The organism is Nocardia sp. NPDC056064 (genome assembly GCF_042266925.1).
GTDB lineage: Bacteria > Actinomycetota > Actinomycetes > Mycobacteriales > Mycobacteriaceae > Nocardia.
Map to the genome: position 1 here is coordinate 3,140,061 of NZ_JBHJWO010000001.1, position 17,707 is coordinate 3,157,767.

10 protein-coding genes are annotated in these 17,707 nt (G+C 63.6%); 1 reads left to right on the forward strand and 9 read right to left on the reverse strand.

Annotated features, from left to right (window positions below; translation table 11 throughout):
- Positions 1–2 precede the first annotated feature (2 nt).
- From ACFC06_RS14315 to rplJ, 6 genes are all read right to left on the reverse strand, one after another.
- A complete protein-coding gene (locus ACFC06_RS14315) occupies positions 3–3,020 on the reverse strand; it encodes a hypothetical protein (protein ID WP_375930187.1) in 3,018 nt (1,005 codons plus the stop codon).
- A 189-nt stretch (positions 3,021–3,209) separates the two neighbouring features.
- Positions 3,210–7,163, reverse strand: a complete 3,954-nt coding sequence (locus ACFC06_RS14320; RefSeq protein WP_375930190.1) for a DNA-directed RNA polymerase subunit beta' — start codon at positions 7,161–7,163, stop codon at positions 3,210–3,212.
- 108 nt (positions 7,164–7,271) lie between these two features.
- Positions 7,272–10,772, reverse strand: a complete 3,501-nt coding sequence (locus ACFC06_RS14325) for a DNA-directed RNA polymerase subunit beta (RefSeq protein WP_375930193.1) — start codon at positions 10,770–10,772, stop codon at positions 7,272–7,274.
- Positions 10,773–11,315: 543 nt separating this feature from the next.
- Entirely contained in the window at positions 11,316–12,383 is a 1,068-nt protein-coding gene (locus ACFC06_RS14330) for an ABC transporter ATP-binding protein (RefSeq protein ID WP_278261488.1), read from the reverse strand.
- 242 nt (positions 12,384–12,625) lie between these two features.
- The gene (rplL, locus tag ACFC06_RS14335; protein WP_375930197.1) at positions 12,626–13,012 is read right to left on the reverse strand and encodes a 50S ribosomal protein L7/L12; all 387 of its coding nucleotides are present in this window, start codon (positions 13,010–13,012) and stop codon (positions 12,626–12,628) included.
- A 32-nt stretch (positions 13,013–13,044) separates the two neighbouring features.
- Positions 13,045–13,590, reverse strand: a complete 546-nt coding sequence (gene rplJ / locus ACFC06_RS14340) for a 50S ribosomal protein L10 (RefSeq protein WP_375930200.1) — start codon at positions 13,588–13,590, stop codon at positions 13,045–13,047.
- A 401-nt stretch (positions 13,591–13,991) separates the two neighbouring features.
- Between rplJ and ACFC06_RS14345 the strand changes: the two genes are divergently transcribed.
- Positions 13,992–15,608: an MFS transporter gene (locus ACFC06_RS14345; RefSeq protein ID WP_375930203.1), complete on the forward strand. Its 1,617-nt coding sequence runs from the start codon at positions 13,992–13,994 to the stop codon at positions 15,606–15,608.
- 36 nt (positions 15,609–15,644) lie between these two features.
- Here ACFC06_RS14345 and ACFC06_RS14350 read toward each other — a convergent pair whose 3' ends face one another.
- The 3 genes from ACFC06_RS14350 to rplK form a co-directional block, all read right to left on the reverse strand.
- Positions 15,645–16,184: an NADPH-dependent FMN reductase gene (locus ACFC06_RS14350; protein ID WP_375930206.1), complete on the reverse strand. Its 540-nt coding sequence runs from the start codon at positions 16,182–16,184 to the stop codon at positions 15,645–15,647.
- Between the two features lie 112 nt (positions 16,185–16,296).
- Positions 16,297–17,010, reverse strand: a complete 714-nt coding sequence (gene rplA / locus ACFC06_RS14355; protein WP_375930209.1) for a 50S ribosomal protein L1 — start codon at positions 17,008–17,010, stop codon at positions 16,297–16,299.
- Positions 17,011–17,089: 79 nt separating this feature from the next.
- Positions 17,090–17,524 (reverse strand): 50S ribosomal protein L11, encoded by a 435-nt coding sequence (gene rplK / locus ACFC06_RS14360; protein ID WP_019049397.1) that lies wholly within the window; start codon positions 17,522–17,524, stop codon positions 17,090–17,092.
- Between the last annotated feature and the right edge of the window lie 183 nt (positions 17,525–17,707).

A 17,707-nucleotide genomic window follows, 5' to 3' on the forward strand; every position in this document is an offset into this window, starting at 1 on the left:
CCCTACCTACGGTCATGTACATCAGCCCAGAATCGCTGTATGCGATCGGAGTCCGACTCGCGATCGACAACATCCCACGGCGGAGCTACGAAGGTAACCGTCAATTTCGATGCGCCAGATGCATTCAGCACACGGACAGTAACCAATTCGGCGCGCTCTAGAGCGTCGGTAAGATCGGCCCACGCAGCATTATGGGGATCTCGTATCCAAGCACTGGCTCCCGCGCCAGGCACTCGGGTCCTGGCCTCGATAACATAGGAATTCCGCCTCGACGAGAATTTCGTGAGAACTCTCTCCGCGAAGATCTCTAACTCGGAAGGCTGTGAATTTTCGGCAGCTGTCAGCTGCTCGTCAAACCCTGTCGCACCGAGAGAACGCAAACCTTCGAGGACCGAAATCTGACTGTCGGCAAAGAAACCCTCCTGACCTTGATCCGAGACACGGCTGATTTCAAGGACCTTTGACTTTCCGGAGAGTTCCACGCCGGCCAACGGAAGCACCCCATCCCCCACGATAGCGAGGTGCTGAACCTCGCACGAATCTAACCACAGATTCTCAATCGACCCAGCCTCAAGCACCAGCCGTTCAAAACGGCAGTCGGTAAACCTTACCGAAAACGGACGCATGTCAGCCAGTTCAACGCTGTCGAATACCACTCCCTGAAACAAGACCCCGGGGATAACTTTCCGCGCAGAGATATAGGCGGCTGTCAAAGCGGCAATATTGCTCGAAAGAACCGTGCCGGCGTGCGGAGGCAGAACAGACATCACCTTTAGGAACTGTCCGACGACTTCAGCATAACCACCTATCAACGACTGTACTGTGGCGTCGCCCAGAACCGCTTTCGACAATACCTCGGTCATTGAGGCATAACTAGCTTGCTTGCCGAGGTAGTTGGAGGCAAGATAATCGGCCAGAAGTACTTCATAGAAGATGTCATGCTGGAACGCAAAAAGCGGAGCTGCGCCATCGACAGCAGTCGCCGAAATACCACACAAGACCGTTAGGCGATCCCACAGAGCACTTCGCTTTCCCGTGAAGTCTTCCAATTCCAACGCAGTTGCACACGCAAACTTGAAATCTTCCAAGTCGAGGAATGAAATCAGGCTTTCATGCATCATGCCGGCAACTTCTTCAAATATAGCCCGCAACTGCGTTTTCGTAACAAGATTCGCGGAGCCACTGCCTTCCATTTTTGCAACTTCGCGGTCCAGGTACGCATCTATCAGAACGGACCGAAGTCCATTGAAACTATCAGCTCCAGCGCCACCCATCACATAATCATTAAAGGCCCGGGCAAAAAATGGAACACCAAGTAGTTCCCTATCAGAATCGCTTAACCTGGCCCGAAATATGGCCCAACACTTGTTCGCGTCAAAAAGTTGGTCCACATCCGATCTGCGCCATCGCTGCAGTTCGAGAACCATGTGGTGAACGGAAATTGGATGTACACCCCGAGCAGCTTCTATACTGGCTTGGTATTGATTAGCAAAGTACGAGGATCGCGCAGACAGAAGCAACGTACCCCGGCTCCCCAACTGGTTCAGCGTTGGGGCCAGCAGCTGAAACGCGTCGCGGTATCCCGCGCCCCCTAGAAGCTCATCGAAACCATCGATCACAAGAACTATGAGGCCGGCACGACAGAGTGCCAAGACGGATTTGTAGTCCAGATTGCGAGTGCCAACGACAGCTGCATCGATTAATTCATCAACCTTCTTCAAGCCCACCCCGCTACAGCTTATGTATAGATAGAGGGGCTGAGAGAGTCCGTTCGACGAAACAGAGTGAGCCCTCCGCAGAGACGCCTGCAGGAGATTGTGAGTCTTTCCAATACCCGCCTCGCCTGTGACAAAGAATATTTGTGGCGCACCATTTATGCTAGTAGCAGATTCGTCAATCTGCGACTCCAGATCTACGTCGTCTAGGTCGCGCTTGGAGTCGAAGGTCGCACCTATCAAGTCTTTTATAGAGAATCTGGTCTTTACGTTGGCAGGTAGCACAAAAGATGACTCATACTTGAATTGATTTTCATTTGCCGCAAGGGCATTTTTGTCGAGCTCCACAAGTCGAGCCAACGAGCGCGCCACCACCACACTCCAATTGGAGATCGACTTTAGAAATGATGAATACTCCGACCATCTGGCGCCATCAAACCAGAGCCTGGTACCATTTCGATCCAGCTTGAATGTATCGCTACGGTATTCGCTGCCATCGCTCAGTTTTCGTGACCATTCGACGTTAAAAGGCGAATATTCACCGATAATCGATATAGTTTCGCCACTCTCAACGAACCCTTGCAGGTCGCTTCGAACAGTGCCCTGGAAGCGAGATACCTGCCGGGATTCCTCATCGGTCCCGGCAGGCTCAGCTAGAATCTTGCCAAGGTCGGCCAGCTTAGATACATCTTCGACTTCCCTCAATGGCCGAGTAGGATCCAACGTATAGAAGATCGCCTTAGATCCGCTCAGGTCATGAAACATTGAAAACCCGCCGTCGATTTCGATAAACAGAGGGCCGAGCGGAATACTATTTCCGATGTAATACTGCGAATCGAACCGGGTCACACCGCCTAACGAATTAATACACTCAGTGATCGCTTCTGCATTGAACTCGATCGCCTCGTTCAACGCCTTACGCAATGCTTCGCCAGCTGGCTCTAGTCCGCCATGGGCAAGAAAATCGCGGTAGCGTTTCAGACTAATACCCGGCTCCTGATTCTCCTGAGGAGAGTTGAGCGACTCAACTAGAGCACTAAGAAGCTCGGAGATTTCAGGATAGGATGCCGTATTATCACAGTTATCAGCAACTTTCTTGATATGGCTGAGGTGCGAGCCTAAACCGCCTTTTCGAGGCAAAGGAACGCGGAGATCACCACTAGCTGCTAGAATGGATACCGCGATACAGGCCGCAAATCTGACCTGCTTTTCCAGGTACACAGATAGGGCATGTACGCTCTTTTCTCCACTGCCGAGATAGGCGCGTTCCATTAGCTCGTATATATCGATTGTTTCCACCGCCATGCCCTCCCGCACACCACGTGACCCGATCCGACTTGCTGGCCGCTGGAAAAGCGAAACACACCAACCGCTATAGAGTAGCCGTTCAGGGCTTGGAGAGAGTTCCTACCAAGGGTTTTCGGCCCTATGCGACAAACACCTCGGCCCCCGCTCCGACTTGGAGCGGGGGCCGAGGTGTTCCGTTCTTACGGCTTAGCGGTAGTCGCTGAAGCCGTAGTCGTCCAGCGGCACCGCGGCGCCGGTGGAGGAGCCGAAGCTGTCCGGGGAGTAGTAGGTGTCGTCGTAGGACGGCACCGCGTACGCCGCGGCACGGGCTTCTTCGGTCGGCTGCACCTGGATGTTGCGGTAACGGTTGATACCGGTACCGGCCGGGATGAGCTTACCGATGATCACGTTCTCCTTCAGGCCGATCAGCTTGTCGGAGCGGCAGTTGATGGCCGCGTCCGTCAGCACTCGGGTGGTCTCCTGGAAGGAGGCCGCCGACAGCCACGAATCGGTGGCCAGCGACGCCTTGGTGATACCCATCAGCACCGGACGACCGGAGGCGGGCTCGCCACCCTCGGCCACCACACGACGGTTCGAGGCCTCGAACTCGGCACGCTCGGTGAGCGAACCGGGCAGGAACTCGGTCGCACCCGAATCGATGATCGTCACGCGACGCAGCATCTGGCGCACGATGACCTCGATGTGCTTGTCGTGGATCGACACACCCTGCGAGCGGTAGACCTCCTGGACCTCGTGGACCAGGTGGACCTGCACCTGACGGGGACCCATCACGCGCAGCACCTCGTGCGGATCGGCAGCGCCCTCGAGCAGCTGCTGACCCACCTCCACGTGGTCACCGTCGGCCAGCAGGCGCTCGGTGCCGTCGTCGTGCTTGAACACCCGCAGACGCTGACGCTTCGAGAGCTTGTCGTAGACGACTTCGTCCGACCCGTCATCGGGGATGATCGTGATCTTGTAGAAGCGGTCGTCGTCCTCGAGACGCACCCGGCCCGAGACCTCCGCGATCGGCGCCTTGCCCTTGGGGACACGGGCCTCGAAGAGCTCCTGGACACGCGGCAGACCACCGGTGATGTCATCGCCCGCGACACCACCCTGGTGGAAGGTACGCATGGTCAGCTGGGTACCCGGCTCACCGATGGACTGGGCGGCGACGATGCCGACGGCCTCGCCGATGTCGACCAGCTTGCCGGTGGCCATCGAGCGGCCGTAGCAGGTGGCGCAGACGCCGGTGCCGGTGGTGCAGGTCAGCACGGAGCGGACCTTCACCTCGGTGATCCCCGCGTCGAGCAGCGCCTCCAGCGCCGGGTCGCCGAGGTCGGCGCCCTTGGCCACCACGACGTTGCCCTTCTCGTCCACCGCGTCGGACGCGAGCGTCCGGGCGAAGGTCGAGGTCTCGACGTGGGCGTCGCGGATGATCGTGCCGTCGGCCAGCTTCTCCGCGATCGGCACGACGATGCCGCGCTCGGTGCCACAGTCGTGCTCGCGCACGATGACGTCCTGCGAGACGTCCACCAGACGACGGGTCAGGTAACCCGAGTCGGCGGTACGCAGCGCGGTGTCGGCCAGACCCTTACGGGCACCGTGGGTGTTGATGAAGTACTCGAGCACGGTCAGGCCCTCACGGAAGGAGGACTTGATCGGGCGCGGGATGAACTCACCCTTCGGGTTCGTCACCAGGCCCTTCATACCGGCCAGGGTTCGGGTCTGGGTGAAGTTACCGGTCGCGCCCGAGTCGACGATCGTGATGATCGGGTTGTCGGCCGGGTAGTGCGAACGCAGCGCCGTACCGACCTCTTCGGTCGCTTCCTGCCAGATCTTGACCAGGGCGTTGTTGCGCTCCTGGTGATCGAGCGCACCACGCTGGTACTTCTTCTCGATCTGATCGGCCATGCCCTCGTAGCGCTCCATGATGTCGGCCTTCTCCGGCGGAACGAGCACGTCCGACATGGAGACGGTGACACCCGAACGCGTGGCCCAGTAGAAGCCGGCGTCCTTGAGCTTGTCGACGGTCTGCGCGACGACGATCATCGGGTAGCGCTCGGCCAGATCGTTGATGATCGTGGCCTGCCGCTTCTTCGGCATCGGCTCGTTGATGAACGCGTAGTCCGCCGGGAGCAGATCGTTGAACAGCACGCGACCCAGGGTGGTCTCGGCCAGCCACGCGTCACCGCGGTGCCAGCCCTCCGGGAACAGCTCCGCCTCGATCTCGCGCGGCGGGCGCTGCTCGGTGAGGCGCACCTTGATCAGCGAACGCACGGTGAGCTCACCGCGGTCCACGGCCATCTGCGCCTCGGCGGGCGAGGAGTAGACGCCCTGCTCGGCCTCGTCCTTGGTGGCGGCCCGGTAGGTGCCCACACCCTTCTCGTCGAGACGAGTCAGGTAGAACAGGCCGGTCACCATGTCCAGACGCGGCATCGCCAGCGGGCGACCCGAGGCCGGGGACAGGATGTTGTTCGACGACAGCATCAGGATGCGGGCCTCGGCCTGCGCCTCCGCCGACAGCGGCAGGTGCACGGCCATCTGGTCACCGTCGAAGTCGGCGTTGAACGCCTCACACACCAGCGGGTGCAGCTGGATGGCCTTGCCTTCGACCAGCTGCGGCTCGAAGGCCTGGATACCCAGGCGGTGCAGAGTGGGCGCGCGGTTCAGCATCACCGGGTGCTCGGCGATGACCTCTTCGAGGACATCCCACACCTGGGCACGCTGACGCTCGACCATCCGCTTGGCGGACTTGATGTTCTGCGCGTGGTTGAGATCGACCAGACGCTTCATGACGAACGGCTTGAACAGTTCGAGCGCCATCAGCTTCGGCAGACCGCACTGGTGCAGCTTGAGCTGCGGGCCGACCACGATGACCGAACGGCCCGAGTAGTCGACACGCTTGCCGAGCAGGTTCTGACGGAAACGACCCTGCTTGCCCTTGAGCAGATCGCTCAGCGACTTCAGCGGGCGGTTACCCGGTCCGGTGACCGGACGGCCACGACGGCCGTTGTCGAACAGCGCGTCCACGGACTCCTGCAGCATCCGCTTCTCGTTGTTGACGATGATCTCGGGCGCACCCAGATCGATCAGTCGCTTGAGGCGGTTGTTGCGGTTGATCACGCGGCGGTACAGGTCGTTCAGGTCGGAGGTGGCGAAACGGCCACCGTCGAGCTGAACCATCGGGCGCAGCTCCGGCGGAATCACCGGAACAGCGTCGAGCACCATGCCCATGGGCGAGTTGCCGTTGGCCTGGAAGGCCGCGACGACCTTGAGCCGCTTGAGCGCGCGCAGCTTCTTCTGGCCCTTGCCCGAGCGAATGGTCTCGCGCAGGTTCTCGGCCTCGGCGTCGATGTCGAAGTTCTCCATCAGCTTCTGGATGGACTCCGCACCCATGGCGCCGGTGAAGTACTCGCCGTAGCGGTCGACGAGCTCGCGGTAGAGCACCTCGTCGACGATGAGCTGCTTGACGGCCAGCTTGGTGAAGGTGGTCCAGATCTCGTCGAGACGATCCAGCTCACGCTGGGCGCGGTCGCGCAGCTGACGCATCTCGCGCTCGCCGCCGTCCTTGACCTTGCGGCGCACGTCGGACTTGGCACCCTCGGCCTCGAGCTCGGCCAGGTCGGCCTCGAGCTTCTGCGCGCGGGCCTCGAGATCGGCGTCGCGCTGATCGGCGACGGCCTTCTTCTCGACCTCCATCTCGGCCTCGAGGGTGCTGAGCTCGTTGTGGCGCAGCTCCTCGTCGACACCGACGATGACGTAGGCGGCGAAGTAGATGATCTTCTCGAGATCCTTCGGCGCCAGATCCAGCAGATAACCCAAGCGCGAGGGCACGCCCTTGAAGTACCAGATGTGGGTGACCGGGGCGGCCAGCTCGATGTGGCCCATCCGCTCACGACGCACCTTGGCGCGAGTCACCTCGACGCCACAGCGCTCACAGATGATGCCCTTGAAGCGGACACGCTTGTACTTGCCGCAGTAGCACTCCCAGTCCCGGGTGGGACCGAAGATCTTCTCGCAGAAGAGCCCGTCCTTCTCCGGCTTGAGCGTGCGGTAGTTGATGGTCTCCGGCTTCTTGACCTCACCGAAAGACCAGTTTCGGATGTCTTCAGCGGTGGCCAGGCCGATCCGGAGTTCATCGAAGAAGTTGACGTCTAGCACGTAACTTCCTTTCCCCTGTTCGGGTCGTTGAGATTCTCACCGGCTCGTGGGCGCGGTGGTGGGGTCCAGCGGCGGGCCGGGCGGCTAGAGACCGCCCGGCCCATCTGCTCAGTTCGCCAAATCGTCGACGGTGGCCGCTTCGTTCCTGGACAGGTTGATGCCCAGGTTCGCCGCGGCGCGCTCCAGATCCTCGTCGTCACCGTCACGCATCTCGATCGCGGCGCCGTCGGAGGACAGCACCTCCACGTTGAGGCACAGCGACTGGAGTTCCTTGAGGAGCACCTTGAACGACTCCGGAATGCCCGGCTCCGGAATGTTCTCGCCCTTGACGATCGCCTCGTAGACCTTCACGCGGCCCACCACGTCGTCGGACTTGATGGTCAGGAGTTCCTGCAGCGTGTACGCCGCGCCGTAGGCCTGCATGGCCCAGCACTCCATCTCACCGAAACGCTGACCACCGAACTGCGCCTTACCACCGAGCGGCTGCTGGGTGATCATCGAGTACGGGCCGGTCGAACGGGCGTGGATCTTGTCGTCGACCAGGTGGTGCAGCTTCAGGATGTACATGTAACCGACCGCGACCGGGTACGGGAACGGCTCGCCGGAACGACCGTCGAACAGGGTCGCCTTGCCGTTCTCGTCGACCATGCGCTCACCGTCACGGTTGGGCAGGGTCGAACCGAGCAGACCGGTCAGCTCGTCGTCCTTGGCACCGTCGAACACCGGGGTCGCGATGTTCGAGTCGGCCGGGGCGCCGAGCATCTCCTCGGGCAGCGAGGCCGCCCAGTCGGGACGGGTGCCGTCCGCGGCCACGTCGACATTCCAGCCGGCCTTGCCGATCCAGCCCAGATGGGTCTCCAGGATCTGGCCGATGTTCATACGACGCGGCACACCGTGGGTGTTCAGGATGATGTCGACCGGGGTGCCGTCGGGCATGAACGGCATGTCCTCGATGGGGAGGATCTTGCCGATGACGCCCTTGTTGCCGTGGCGACCGGCGAGCTTGTCGCCGTCCTGGATCTTGCGCTTCTGGGCCACGTAGACGCGGACCAGCTCGTTGACACCGGGAGGCAGATCGTCGTCGTCCTCGCGCGAGAACACGCGGATGCCGATGACCTTGCCGGACTCGCCGTGGGGCACCTTCAGCGAGGTGTCGCGCACCTCGCGCGCCTTCTCACCGAAGATCGCGCGCAGCAGCCGCTCTTCCGGGGTCAGCTCGGTCTCGCCCTTCGGGGTGACCTTGCCGACCAGGATGTCGCCGTCACGGACCTCGGCACCGATGCGGATGATGCCGCGCTCGTCCAGGTCGGCCAGCACCTCGTCGGAGACGTTCGGGATGTCCCGGGTGATCTCCTCGGCGCCCAGCTTGGTGTCGCGGGCGTCGATCTCGTGCTCTTCGATGTGGATCGAGGTGAGAACGTCCTCTTCCACGAGGCGCTGCGACAGGATGATCGCGTCCTCGTAGTTGTGGCCTTCCCACGGCATGACGGCGACGAGCAGGTTCTTGCCCAGCGCCATCTCACCGTTCTCGGTGCAGGGGCCGTCCGCGAGGACCTGCCCCTTCTCCACCCGCTGACCCTCGTCCACGATCGGACGCTGGTTGGAGCAGGTGCCCTGGTTGGAGCGGTTGAACTTGCGCATCCGGTAGGACTTGCGGCTGCCGTCGTCGGCCATCACGGTGACGTAGTCGGCCGAGACCTCCTCGACCACACCCGGCTTCTCGTTCACCACGACATCGCCGGCGTCCACCGCGGCGCGCAGCTCCATGCCGGTACCCACGATCGGGGACTCGGAACGGATCAGCGGCACGGCCTGACGCTGCATGTTCGCGCCCATGAGGGCACGGTTGGCGTCGTCGTGCTCGAGGAACGGGATCATGGCCGTCGCGACCGACACCATCTGGCGCGGCGAGATGTCCATGTAGTCGACCTGCGACGGGGTCACGAACTCGACCTCTTCGCCGGCACGGCGGACGAGCACCTTCTCCTCGACGAAGCGACCCTCGGCGTCGACCGGCGAGTTCGCCTGGGCGCGCACGTAGCGGTCTTCCTCGTCGGCGGTCAGGTACTTGACCTCGTCGGTGACCTTGCCGTCGACGACCTTGCGGTACGGGGTCTCGATGAAACCGAACGGGTTGACCCGCGCGTACACCGACAGCGAACCGATCAGGCCGATGTTCGGGCCTTCCGGGGTCTCGATCGGGCACATGCGGCCGTAGTGCGACGGGTGGACGTCACGGACTTCCAGGCCGGCGCGCTCACGGGACAGACCACCCGGGCCCAGCGCCGACAGGCGGCGCTTGTGGGTCAGACCCGACAGCGGGTTGTTCTGGTCCATGAACTGCGACAGCTGGGAGGTTCCGAAGAACTCCTTGATCGCGGCGACGACCGGGCGGATGTTGATCAGGGTCTGCGGCGTGATCGCCTCGACGTCCTGGGTGGTCATCCGCTCGCGGACCACACGCTCCATGCGGGACAGGCCCACGCGGATCTGGTTCTGGATCAGCTCGCCGACGGTGCGCAGGCGACGGTTGCCGAAGTGGTCGATGTCGTCGATCTCGACGGGGACCTCTTCGCCGCCGGGGGCGGTCATCGTGCGGTCACCGGCGTGCAGGCGCACCAGGTACTCGATGGTGTCGACGATGTCTTCCTTGGTCAGCACCGAGGAGGTCACCGGCTCGTGCACGTGGATGCCGAGCTTCTTGTTGATCTTGTAGCGACCGACGCGCGCCAGGTCGTAGCGCTTCTCCTTGAAGAACAGGTTCTCCAGCAGGGTCTGCGCGGACTCCTTGGTCGGCGGCTCGCCCGGACGCAGCTTGCGGTAGATGTCGAGCAGCGCCTCGTCCTGGCCGGGGGTGCTGTCCTTCTCCAGGGTCGACATCATGATCTCGGAGAAGCCGAAACGCTCGACGATCTCCTCGGTGGTCATCCCCAGCGCCTTGAGCAGCACGGTGACCGGCTGACGGCGCTTGCGGTCGATGCGCACACCGACGGTGTCGCGCTTGTCGACGTCGAACTCCAGCCACGCGCCGCGCGAGGGGATCACGCGCACGCTGTGCAGGTCCTTCTCGGTGGTCTTGTCGATGCTGTGATCGAAGTAGACGCCCGGGGAGCGAACCAGCTGCGAGACGACGACACGCTCGGTGCCGTTGATGATGAAGGTGCCCTTGTCGGTCATCATGGGGAAATCGCCCATGAACACCGTCTGGCTCTTGATCTCGCCGGTGTTGTTGTTGATGAACTCCGCGGTGACGAACAACGGCGCCGCGTAGGTCATGTCCTTCTCTTTGCACTCTTCGATGGAGGCCTTGACCTCTTCGAAGCGCGGGTCGGAGAACGACAGGGACATGGATCCGGAGAAGTCCTCGATCGGCGAGAGCTCTTCGAGCACCTCCTCGAGGCCGCCTGCAAGACCGACGTCGCCGCGTGCGGCCGCCTTCTCACGCCAGTCGGGGGTACCGACCAACCAGGCGAACGAGTCCGTTTGTAGGTCGAGAAGTCCGGGCACCTCCAAGGGCTCTCGGATCTTCGCGAACGAAACCCTCGAGGGGGCTCCGGGGATTCCAGCCTTGGTCTGGGTGGAGACTGCCAAGATGCGTCCTTCCAGCACCTCACGCGCGTCGCGTGGTGGTCCGCGACCGTCGCTTACCTGCTACGTTGTTGAGATTCTCGCTGGTGACAGCCCGAACGAAACCAGAACAAGCAGCAGCGGAAGTAACACCGGAAGGGTGGAACTCACGTGTGCGAATCAAGGTGTGGACAGGAGGCAGCCAGCGCAACGTCCAAACTTACACCCCTACACAAGGGGGTGTCAACATACCATCCGAGTGACCACTCGCACGGCAAACGCGCCGATGTCCGTCAACGCTGGCCGCGTCGGACATTCCGGGCGCTGGGAGCCCCTCAACAGCTGACGCCGTTGTGAATAGGGTGACGGTTCTCGCGCGCCTCGTCAAGTGGCGCGGCACGGTCTGTCCGGGAAGTGAGATCGCCTGGCGCGCTGCGCATCCCCCGGCCACAGCGGCGGTCATTTTACCCGCGACACGCCGAATGCGGCAACTCACAGATCCGCCGCTCAGCGCCGCGATTCGGGCCGTGAACGCACCGAGCCCCGGCCGTGGCGGCCGGGGCTCGGTGTCGCGTCGAACGAGGCTCAGGCGTTGGCCTGGCCGTGCGGAATCGTCTTGCCGAAGACCTCGGTGGGCTGATCGCTGCCGTAGGCCGCCATCACCTGGGTGTCCTCGGACTGGTCCAGCGACTCGCGGATCGCCACCTGCGCGGCGTGCGGCAGGGTGTGCATGATCTCGCGCACCCGGGCCTGCCTGCGGAAGACCGCCTGGCGCACGGGCATGCCCGGCTCGGCCTTCATCTGCGGGATGATGCCCTCGATCTCCTCGGCGCCACCGTGGTGGTGACCGGCGTCGACGAGCGCCTGCTCGCGCGCCATCTGCGCCTCGTCCTTCTCCTCGGACATACCGATCGGGCCGATCATGCGGCCGTTGAGGAACTGCTTGACCACCGGCTCCTCGCTGGTGAGCAGCACCTCGCGGGGACCGAACATCACCAGGTTGCGGCGGAACAGCATGCCGATGTTGTCCGGCACGGTACGGGCCAGGTTGATGTTGTGCGTCACGATCAGGATCGTGGCGTCGATCTGGGCGTTGATGTTGAGCAGCAGCTGGGCCAGGTACGAGGTACGCACCGGGTCCAGGCCGGAGTCGGGCTCGTCGACCAGGATGATCTGCGGGTCGAGCACGAGCGCGCGGGCCAGGCCGGCACGCTTGCGCATACCGCCGGAAATCTCGCCGGGGAGCTTGTTCTCGGCACCGAGCAGACCGGTGAGCTCGAGCTTCTCCATGACGATGCGCTTGATCTCGCTCTCCGACTTCTTCGTGTGCTCACGAAGCGGGAAGGCGATGTTGTCGTAGAGATTCATCGAGCCGAACAGCGCGCCGTCCTGGAACAGCACACCGAACAGCTTGCGGATCTCGTAGAGCTCCTTGTTGGAGCAGGTGGTGATATCGGTGCCATCGATGAAGATGGATCCGCGCTCGGGCCGCAGCAGGCCGATGAGCGACTTCAGGAACACCGACTTACCCGTACCCGAGGGGCCGAGCAGCGCGCTCACCTCACCCGAAGGGAGCGTGATCGACACGTCCTGCCAAATTCGCTGGGAACCGAAGGATTTGGTAACACCCTCGGTCCTGACCTCGACGCCCACGCCTACCTCCATTGATCACTGCGAGCACCCCACCCGCTGTCCGCGCGCAATTGACACGGCGGCACCGCACAACACTGTGGGTCCGGTCACTGTATCCCATCAGTGAGACAGGGCACACCCTTCATATGACTGAAGAGTAACCCACCCGGTTGATACAGCGTGTATCACCATCGCATGTCCGGACAAATGACAAACGGGCGGCCCCCGAAAGGGCCGCCCGTTCGCAAGCGCGAAGCGCGGAATTACTTGACCGAGACCTTGGCGCCGGCCTCTTCCAGCTTGGCCTTGGCAGCCTCGGCGGCGTCCTTGGCGACCTTCTCCAGGATCGGCTTCGGGGCACCCTCGACCAGGTCCTTGGCTTCCTTCAGGCCCAGGCCGGAGACGATCTCACGGACCACCTTGATGACCTGGATCTTCTTGTCGCCGGCGCTCTCGAGAACGACGTCGAACTCGTCCTGCTCCTCGGCGGCGTCGGCGGCGGCCGGGGCGGCACCCGCGGCGGCAACGGCGACGGGGGCAGCGGCGGTGACCTCGAAGGTCTCCTCGAAGACCTTGACGAACTCAGCGAGCTCGAGCAGGGTCAGCTCCTTGAAGGCGTCGATCAGTTCTTCGGTGCTCAGCTTGGCCATGATGGTTCCTTCCGATGTTTGTAAAAGTGGTCTTATTCGGCGTCGGCCGGGGCGGCAGCGCCCTCGCTCTGACGCTTCTCCAGCAGGGCCTGGGCGAGCCGGGCGACCTGGGAAGCGGGAGCGTTGAACAGGCCTGCGGCCTGTGCGGGCTTGGCCTTGAACGCGCCGGCCAGCTTGGCCAGCAGCACCTCGCGGGAGTCCAGGTCGGCGATGCGCTCGACCTCGGCCACGGACAGCGCTTTGCCGTCCATGTACCCGCCCTTGATCACGAGGGCCTTGTTGTCCTTGGCGAACTGCTTGAGCGCCTTGGCCGCGTCGACCGGCTCACCCTGGATGAAGGTGATGGCGGTCGGGCCGACGAACAGCTCGTCCAGACCCGCGACACCGGCTTCGCCGGCAGCGAGCTTGACCAGGGTGTTCTTGGCGACGGAGTACGTAGCGCCGGTGCCCAGCGCGCGACGCAGCTCGGTGAGCTTGCCGACCGACAGACCACGGTATTCCGTGACGACAGTGGCCGTGGAGTTCTTGAACTGCTCCGCGATCTCCGCGACAGCGGTGACCTTTTCAGGCTTCGCCATACTTCGCCTCCTCTCTGATGTCGGTTCGTGAACGCGCACTACCGAATCAGGGGCCGGCGACAAAACTAACGCCCCGGACGCAAGGCGTACCGGGGCGCGAAAGATCGGCCTCAGCTCTCCCTGCGTGGGCCGCCGGCAATGTCGCCGGACCTTCGATCGACCCCGCACAGGCGGCGTCGACGACCAACGGTCTTCGGTAGAACGAATGGGTAGTCACCGAACGAGTCGATGACCGGAGTTCACTGTACCGGCACCTACCCCCATCTGCCAAAACGGGTCGGCGAACGCCCGAAATCAGCGGTTTCATTGTGGCTCAGGTCACTTCGTCGCCCCGAATGTGGCAGCAATCCCACGGGAAAAGTGTTACGCCAGGTGACAGTAATCTGCTTCACTCCTTTTCTATGGCAACCTCCATAGTCGCTCCACCAGTGCTGCTGGACCGGCGTCCGCAGCGATTCCTCGCACTCCTCGTCATCTGCCTGGCCGAATTGCTGGTGGTGCTCGACAACACCATCGTCAATGTCGCCCTCCCCTCGATCGGCGTCCAGCTGCAGACCGGCGTCTCCGGCCTGCAATGGGTCGTCGACGCCTACACCCTCACCTTCGCGGGCCTGCTGCTCGCGGCGGGCAATCTCGGCGACCGCTACGGCCGCCGCCGGATCATGGTCATCGGCCTGATCGGCATCGCGGTGATGTCGGTCGGCGGCGCGCTGGCCGGCTCGATGACGCAGGTCATCGCGGCCCGCGCGGCCATGGGCGTGTTCGCCGCCGCCGTCTTCCCGGCCACCCTGGCCCTGATCATCAACATCTTCACCGACCGGCGCGAACGCGCGCTCGCCATCGCCGCGTGGACGGCCATGGCGGGCTTCGCCATCGCCATCGGCCCGATCTCGGGTGGCTGGCTGCTCGAACACTTCAGCTGGCATTCGGTGTTCTGGATCAATGTGCCGGTGGCGCTGGTCGCGCTGGTCGCCACGCTGCTGTGGGTGCCCGAGTCCCGGTCCGAATCGGTGGGCACACTCGATCTGGCCGGTATCGCGCTCTCGATCGCGGGCATCACGCTGGTGGTGTGGTCGATCATCGAGGCGCCGCACAACGGCTGGCTCTCGCTCACCACCCTGGGCACCGGATTGCTCGGCGCGGTACTGCTCGCCGCCTTCGTCACGTGGGAATTGCGCAGCGCCGCACCGATTCTCGATATACGGTTGTTCCGCAATCGCCGATTCTCGTTGCCCGCCCTGGCCATTGCCGTCGGCTACTTCTCGATGTTCGGCTTTCTGTTCCTGATCACCCAGTATTTCCAGGGCGTGCGCGAATACACGCCACTCGAATTCGGTATCGCGTCCCTGCCGTTCGCGTTCTCGGTGGCGATCGGCGCACCGGTCGCGACCCTGCTCGCGCAGCGGGTCGGCACCACCGCGGTGCTGGTGATCGGGCTGCTGCTCACCGGCCTCGGGCTCTATCTGGGTGGACAGGTCACCGTGGACAGCAGCTATCTGCTCGGTGTGCTGCCGTCGATGGTGTCGATGGCGCTGGGTCTGGGCATCGTGCAGGGTCCGGCGACGGAGTCGATCATGTCGGCGCTGCCGCTGGACGAGGCGGGCGCGGGCTCGGCCGTCAACGACACCACCCGCGAGATCGGCGGCACCCTCGGCGTCGCGGTGCTCGGCTCGATCGTGGCCTCCTACTACAGCAGCCGCATCGGCGCGCGGGTCGACGCCATCCCACTGGGCATCATGAACGCCAACGAGAAGAGCCTGGTCAAGGCCAGTCCGCTCAGCGTGCTGGAGCTGCGCAAACGCGAGCTGACCCCGTTCCTGGAGACCCAGCGCGAGAACCTCATCGTCGCCATGAAGACGGCCACCCTGCAGGGTGCGCACACCGCGTCGCTGGTGGCGGCGGGCGCGGTGGGCGTCTGCGCGGTGATCGTCGCGATCTTCCTGCCGTGGAAACCGCAGGGTGGCGAGTCCGTGCTGCTCGGCTGGCGCGAGACCGAGGACGCCGAAACGACGAGCTGACCGAGGGCGCACCGGGCCGATGCGGCTCGGTGCGCGTCACCCCCTGATCCCCCGCAGGTGAGCACCCAGTTGGACCAGGGCGATCGACGCTTTCAGCGGGAACTCCCGATCCGCGACCAGCCCGTTCTCGTCGACATCGGCGCCGAGCAGCGGCACCCGCAGACACGCCGACCGAACCACGTCGGCGCCGACATAGCCGAGCACCGTGGACAGCGTCCCCGACGCGCCCTCGCCGCGACCCGGTTGCGCCACCGACAGCCAGGCCACCGGTTTCTCGTGCAGGTCCGCCGTGCCGACGGTCCAGTCGAGCAGGTTCTTCAGGCTGCCGGGCAGTGTCCCCGCGTATTCGGGGGTGCAGATGAGCACCGCGTCCGCGGTGGCGAGCCGAGCGCGCAGGTCGACCACCGCCGGATAGTCGTCCGGATCGTCGCCGGGAACGAAAGCGGGCAGGTCACGCAGGCCGGTGTAGAGCTCGGCGCGCATCCCGGCGGGCGCGACCCCGGCGACGGTACGCAGGGCGGCGGTATTGGTCGATCCGGCTCTGGTGCTACCGGAGATCAGCAGAATCCTGGTCACACCTGTGCGCAACCGGCAGGTCGTGGCGAATAGTCCCCCGGAAACCACGAGGGTGGGAACGCAGTGCGTTCCCACCCTCGTGGTCGATCAGGAGCTACCTGTCAGCTGAAGCTCACGCATCCTCGTCGAGGAGGTTGCGGGTACGGTTCGGGTCCACCGGGATGCCCGGTCCGGTGTTGGTCGAAACCGTGATCTTCTTGACGTAGCGGCCCTTGGCGGTCGACGGCTTCACACGCAGGATCTCGTCCAGCGCGGCGCCGTAGTTCTCCACCAGCTTGGCGTCGTCGAAGGACGCCTTGCCGATGACGAAGTGCAGGTTGGCCTGCTTGTCGACGCGGAAGTTGATCTTGCCGCCCTTGATGTCGGCGACGGCCTTGGTCACATCGTTGGTGACGGTGCCCGTCTTCGGGTTCGGCATCAGACCACGCGGGCCCAGGACACGCGCGATACGGCCGACCTTGGCCATCTGGTCCGGGGTGGCGATCGCGGCGTCGAAGTCGAGCCAGCCGCCCTGGATCCGCTCGATCAGGTCCTCGGCGCCCACGGCGTCGGCACCGGCGGCCTCGGCCTCGGCGGCCTTCTCACCGGCGGCGAACACGATGACGCGGGCAGTCTTACCGGTGCCGTGCGGCAGGTTGACGGTGCCGCGGACCATCTGGTCGGCCTTACGCGGGTCGACGCCGAGACGAACGGCGACCTCGACGGTCGCGTCGGTCTTGGTGGTCGCGGTCTCCTTCGCCAGGCGCGCGGCGCTCAGCGGGGAGTACAGCTTGTCGCGATCGACCTTCTCAGCAGCGGCGAGATACGCCTTGCTTCGCTTTGCCATGATTCTCTGTCCTTAATGTTCTGGTGTCAGATGTGGTTCCCGGGCCTGGCCGGCCCTCCCACATGGAGCGAGAGTTCGCTCAGCCCTCGACGGTGATACCCATCGAACGGGCGGTACCGGCGATGATCTTCGCGGCCTGATCGAGATCGGTGGCGTTGAGATCCTCGGCCTTGGTCTTGGCGATCTCCCGGACCTGGTCCATGGTGACCTTGGCGACCTTGGTCTTGTGCGGCTCGGCCGAGCCCTTCTGCACACCGGCGGCCTTGAGCAGCAGACGCGCGGCGGGCGGGGTCTTCAGCTTGAAGTCGAACGTCCGGTCCTCGTACACCGAGATCTCGACCGGGATGACGTTGCCACGCTGCGACTCGGTCGCGGCGTTGTACGCCTTGCAGAACTCCATGATGTTGACGCCGTGCTGACCGAGCGCGGGGCCGACCGGAGGAGCCGGGTTGGCGGCGCCGGCCTGGATCTGCAGCTTGATGATCCCGGCGAGCTTCTTCTTCTTGGGGGGCATCTTTCTTCCTTGGGTTTCGGGTTCCTTACGGTTGCCGTAAGCCTGTTGCGGGATCGCTCCCGCGCCGGGTCCAAACCCGGCATCCGCGCACGACCGCACCGCCGGGCGGAAAACGCCTGGCGCGGGTCTGCACACGAACTGTCACACTCTACCGAACCGCGGCACGGCCACCGCGGGCGGGGA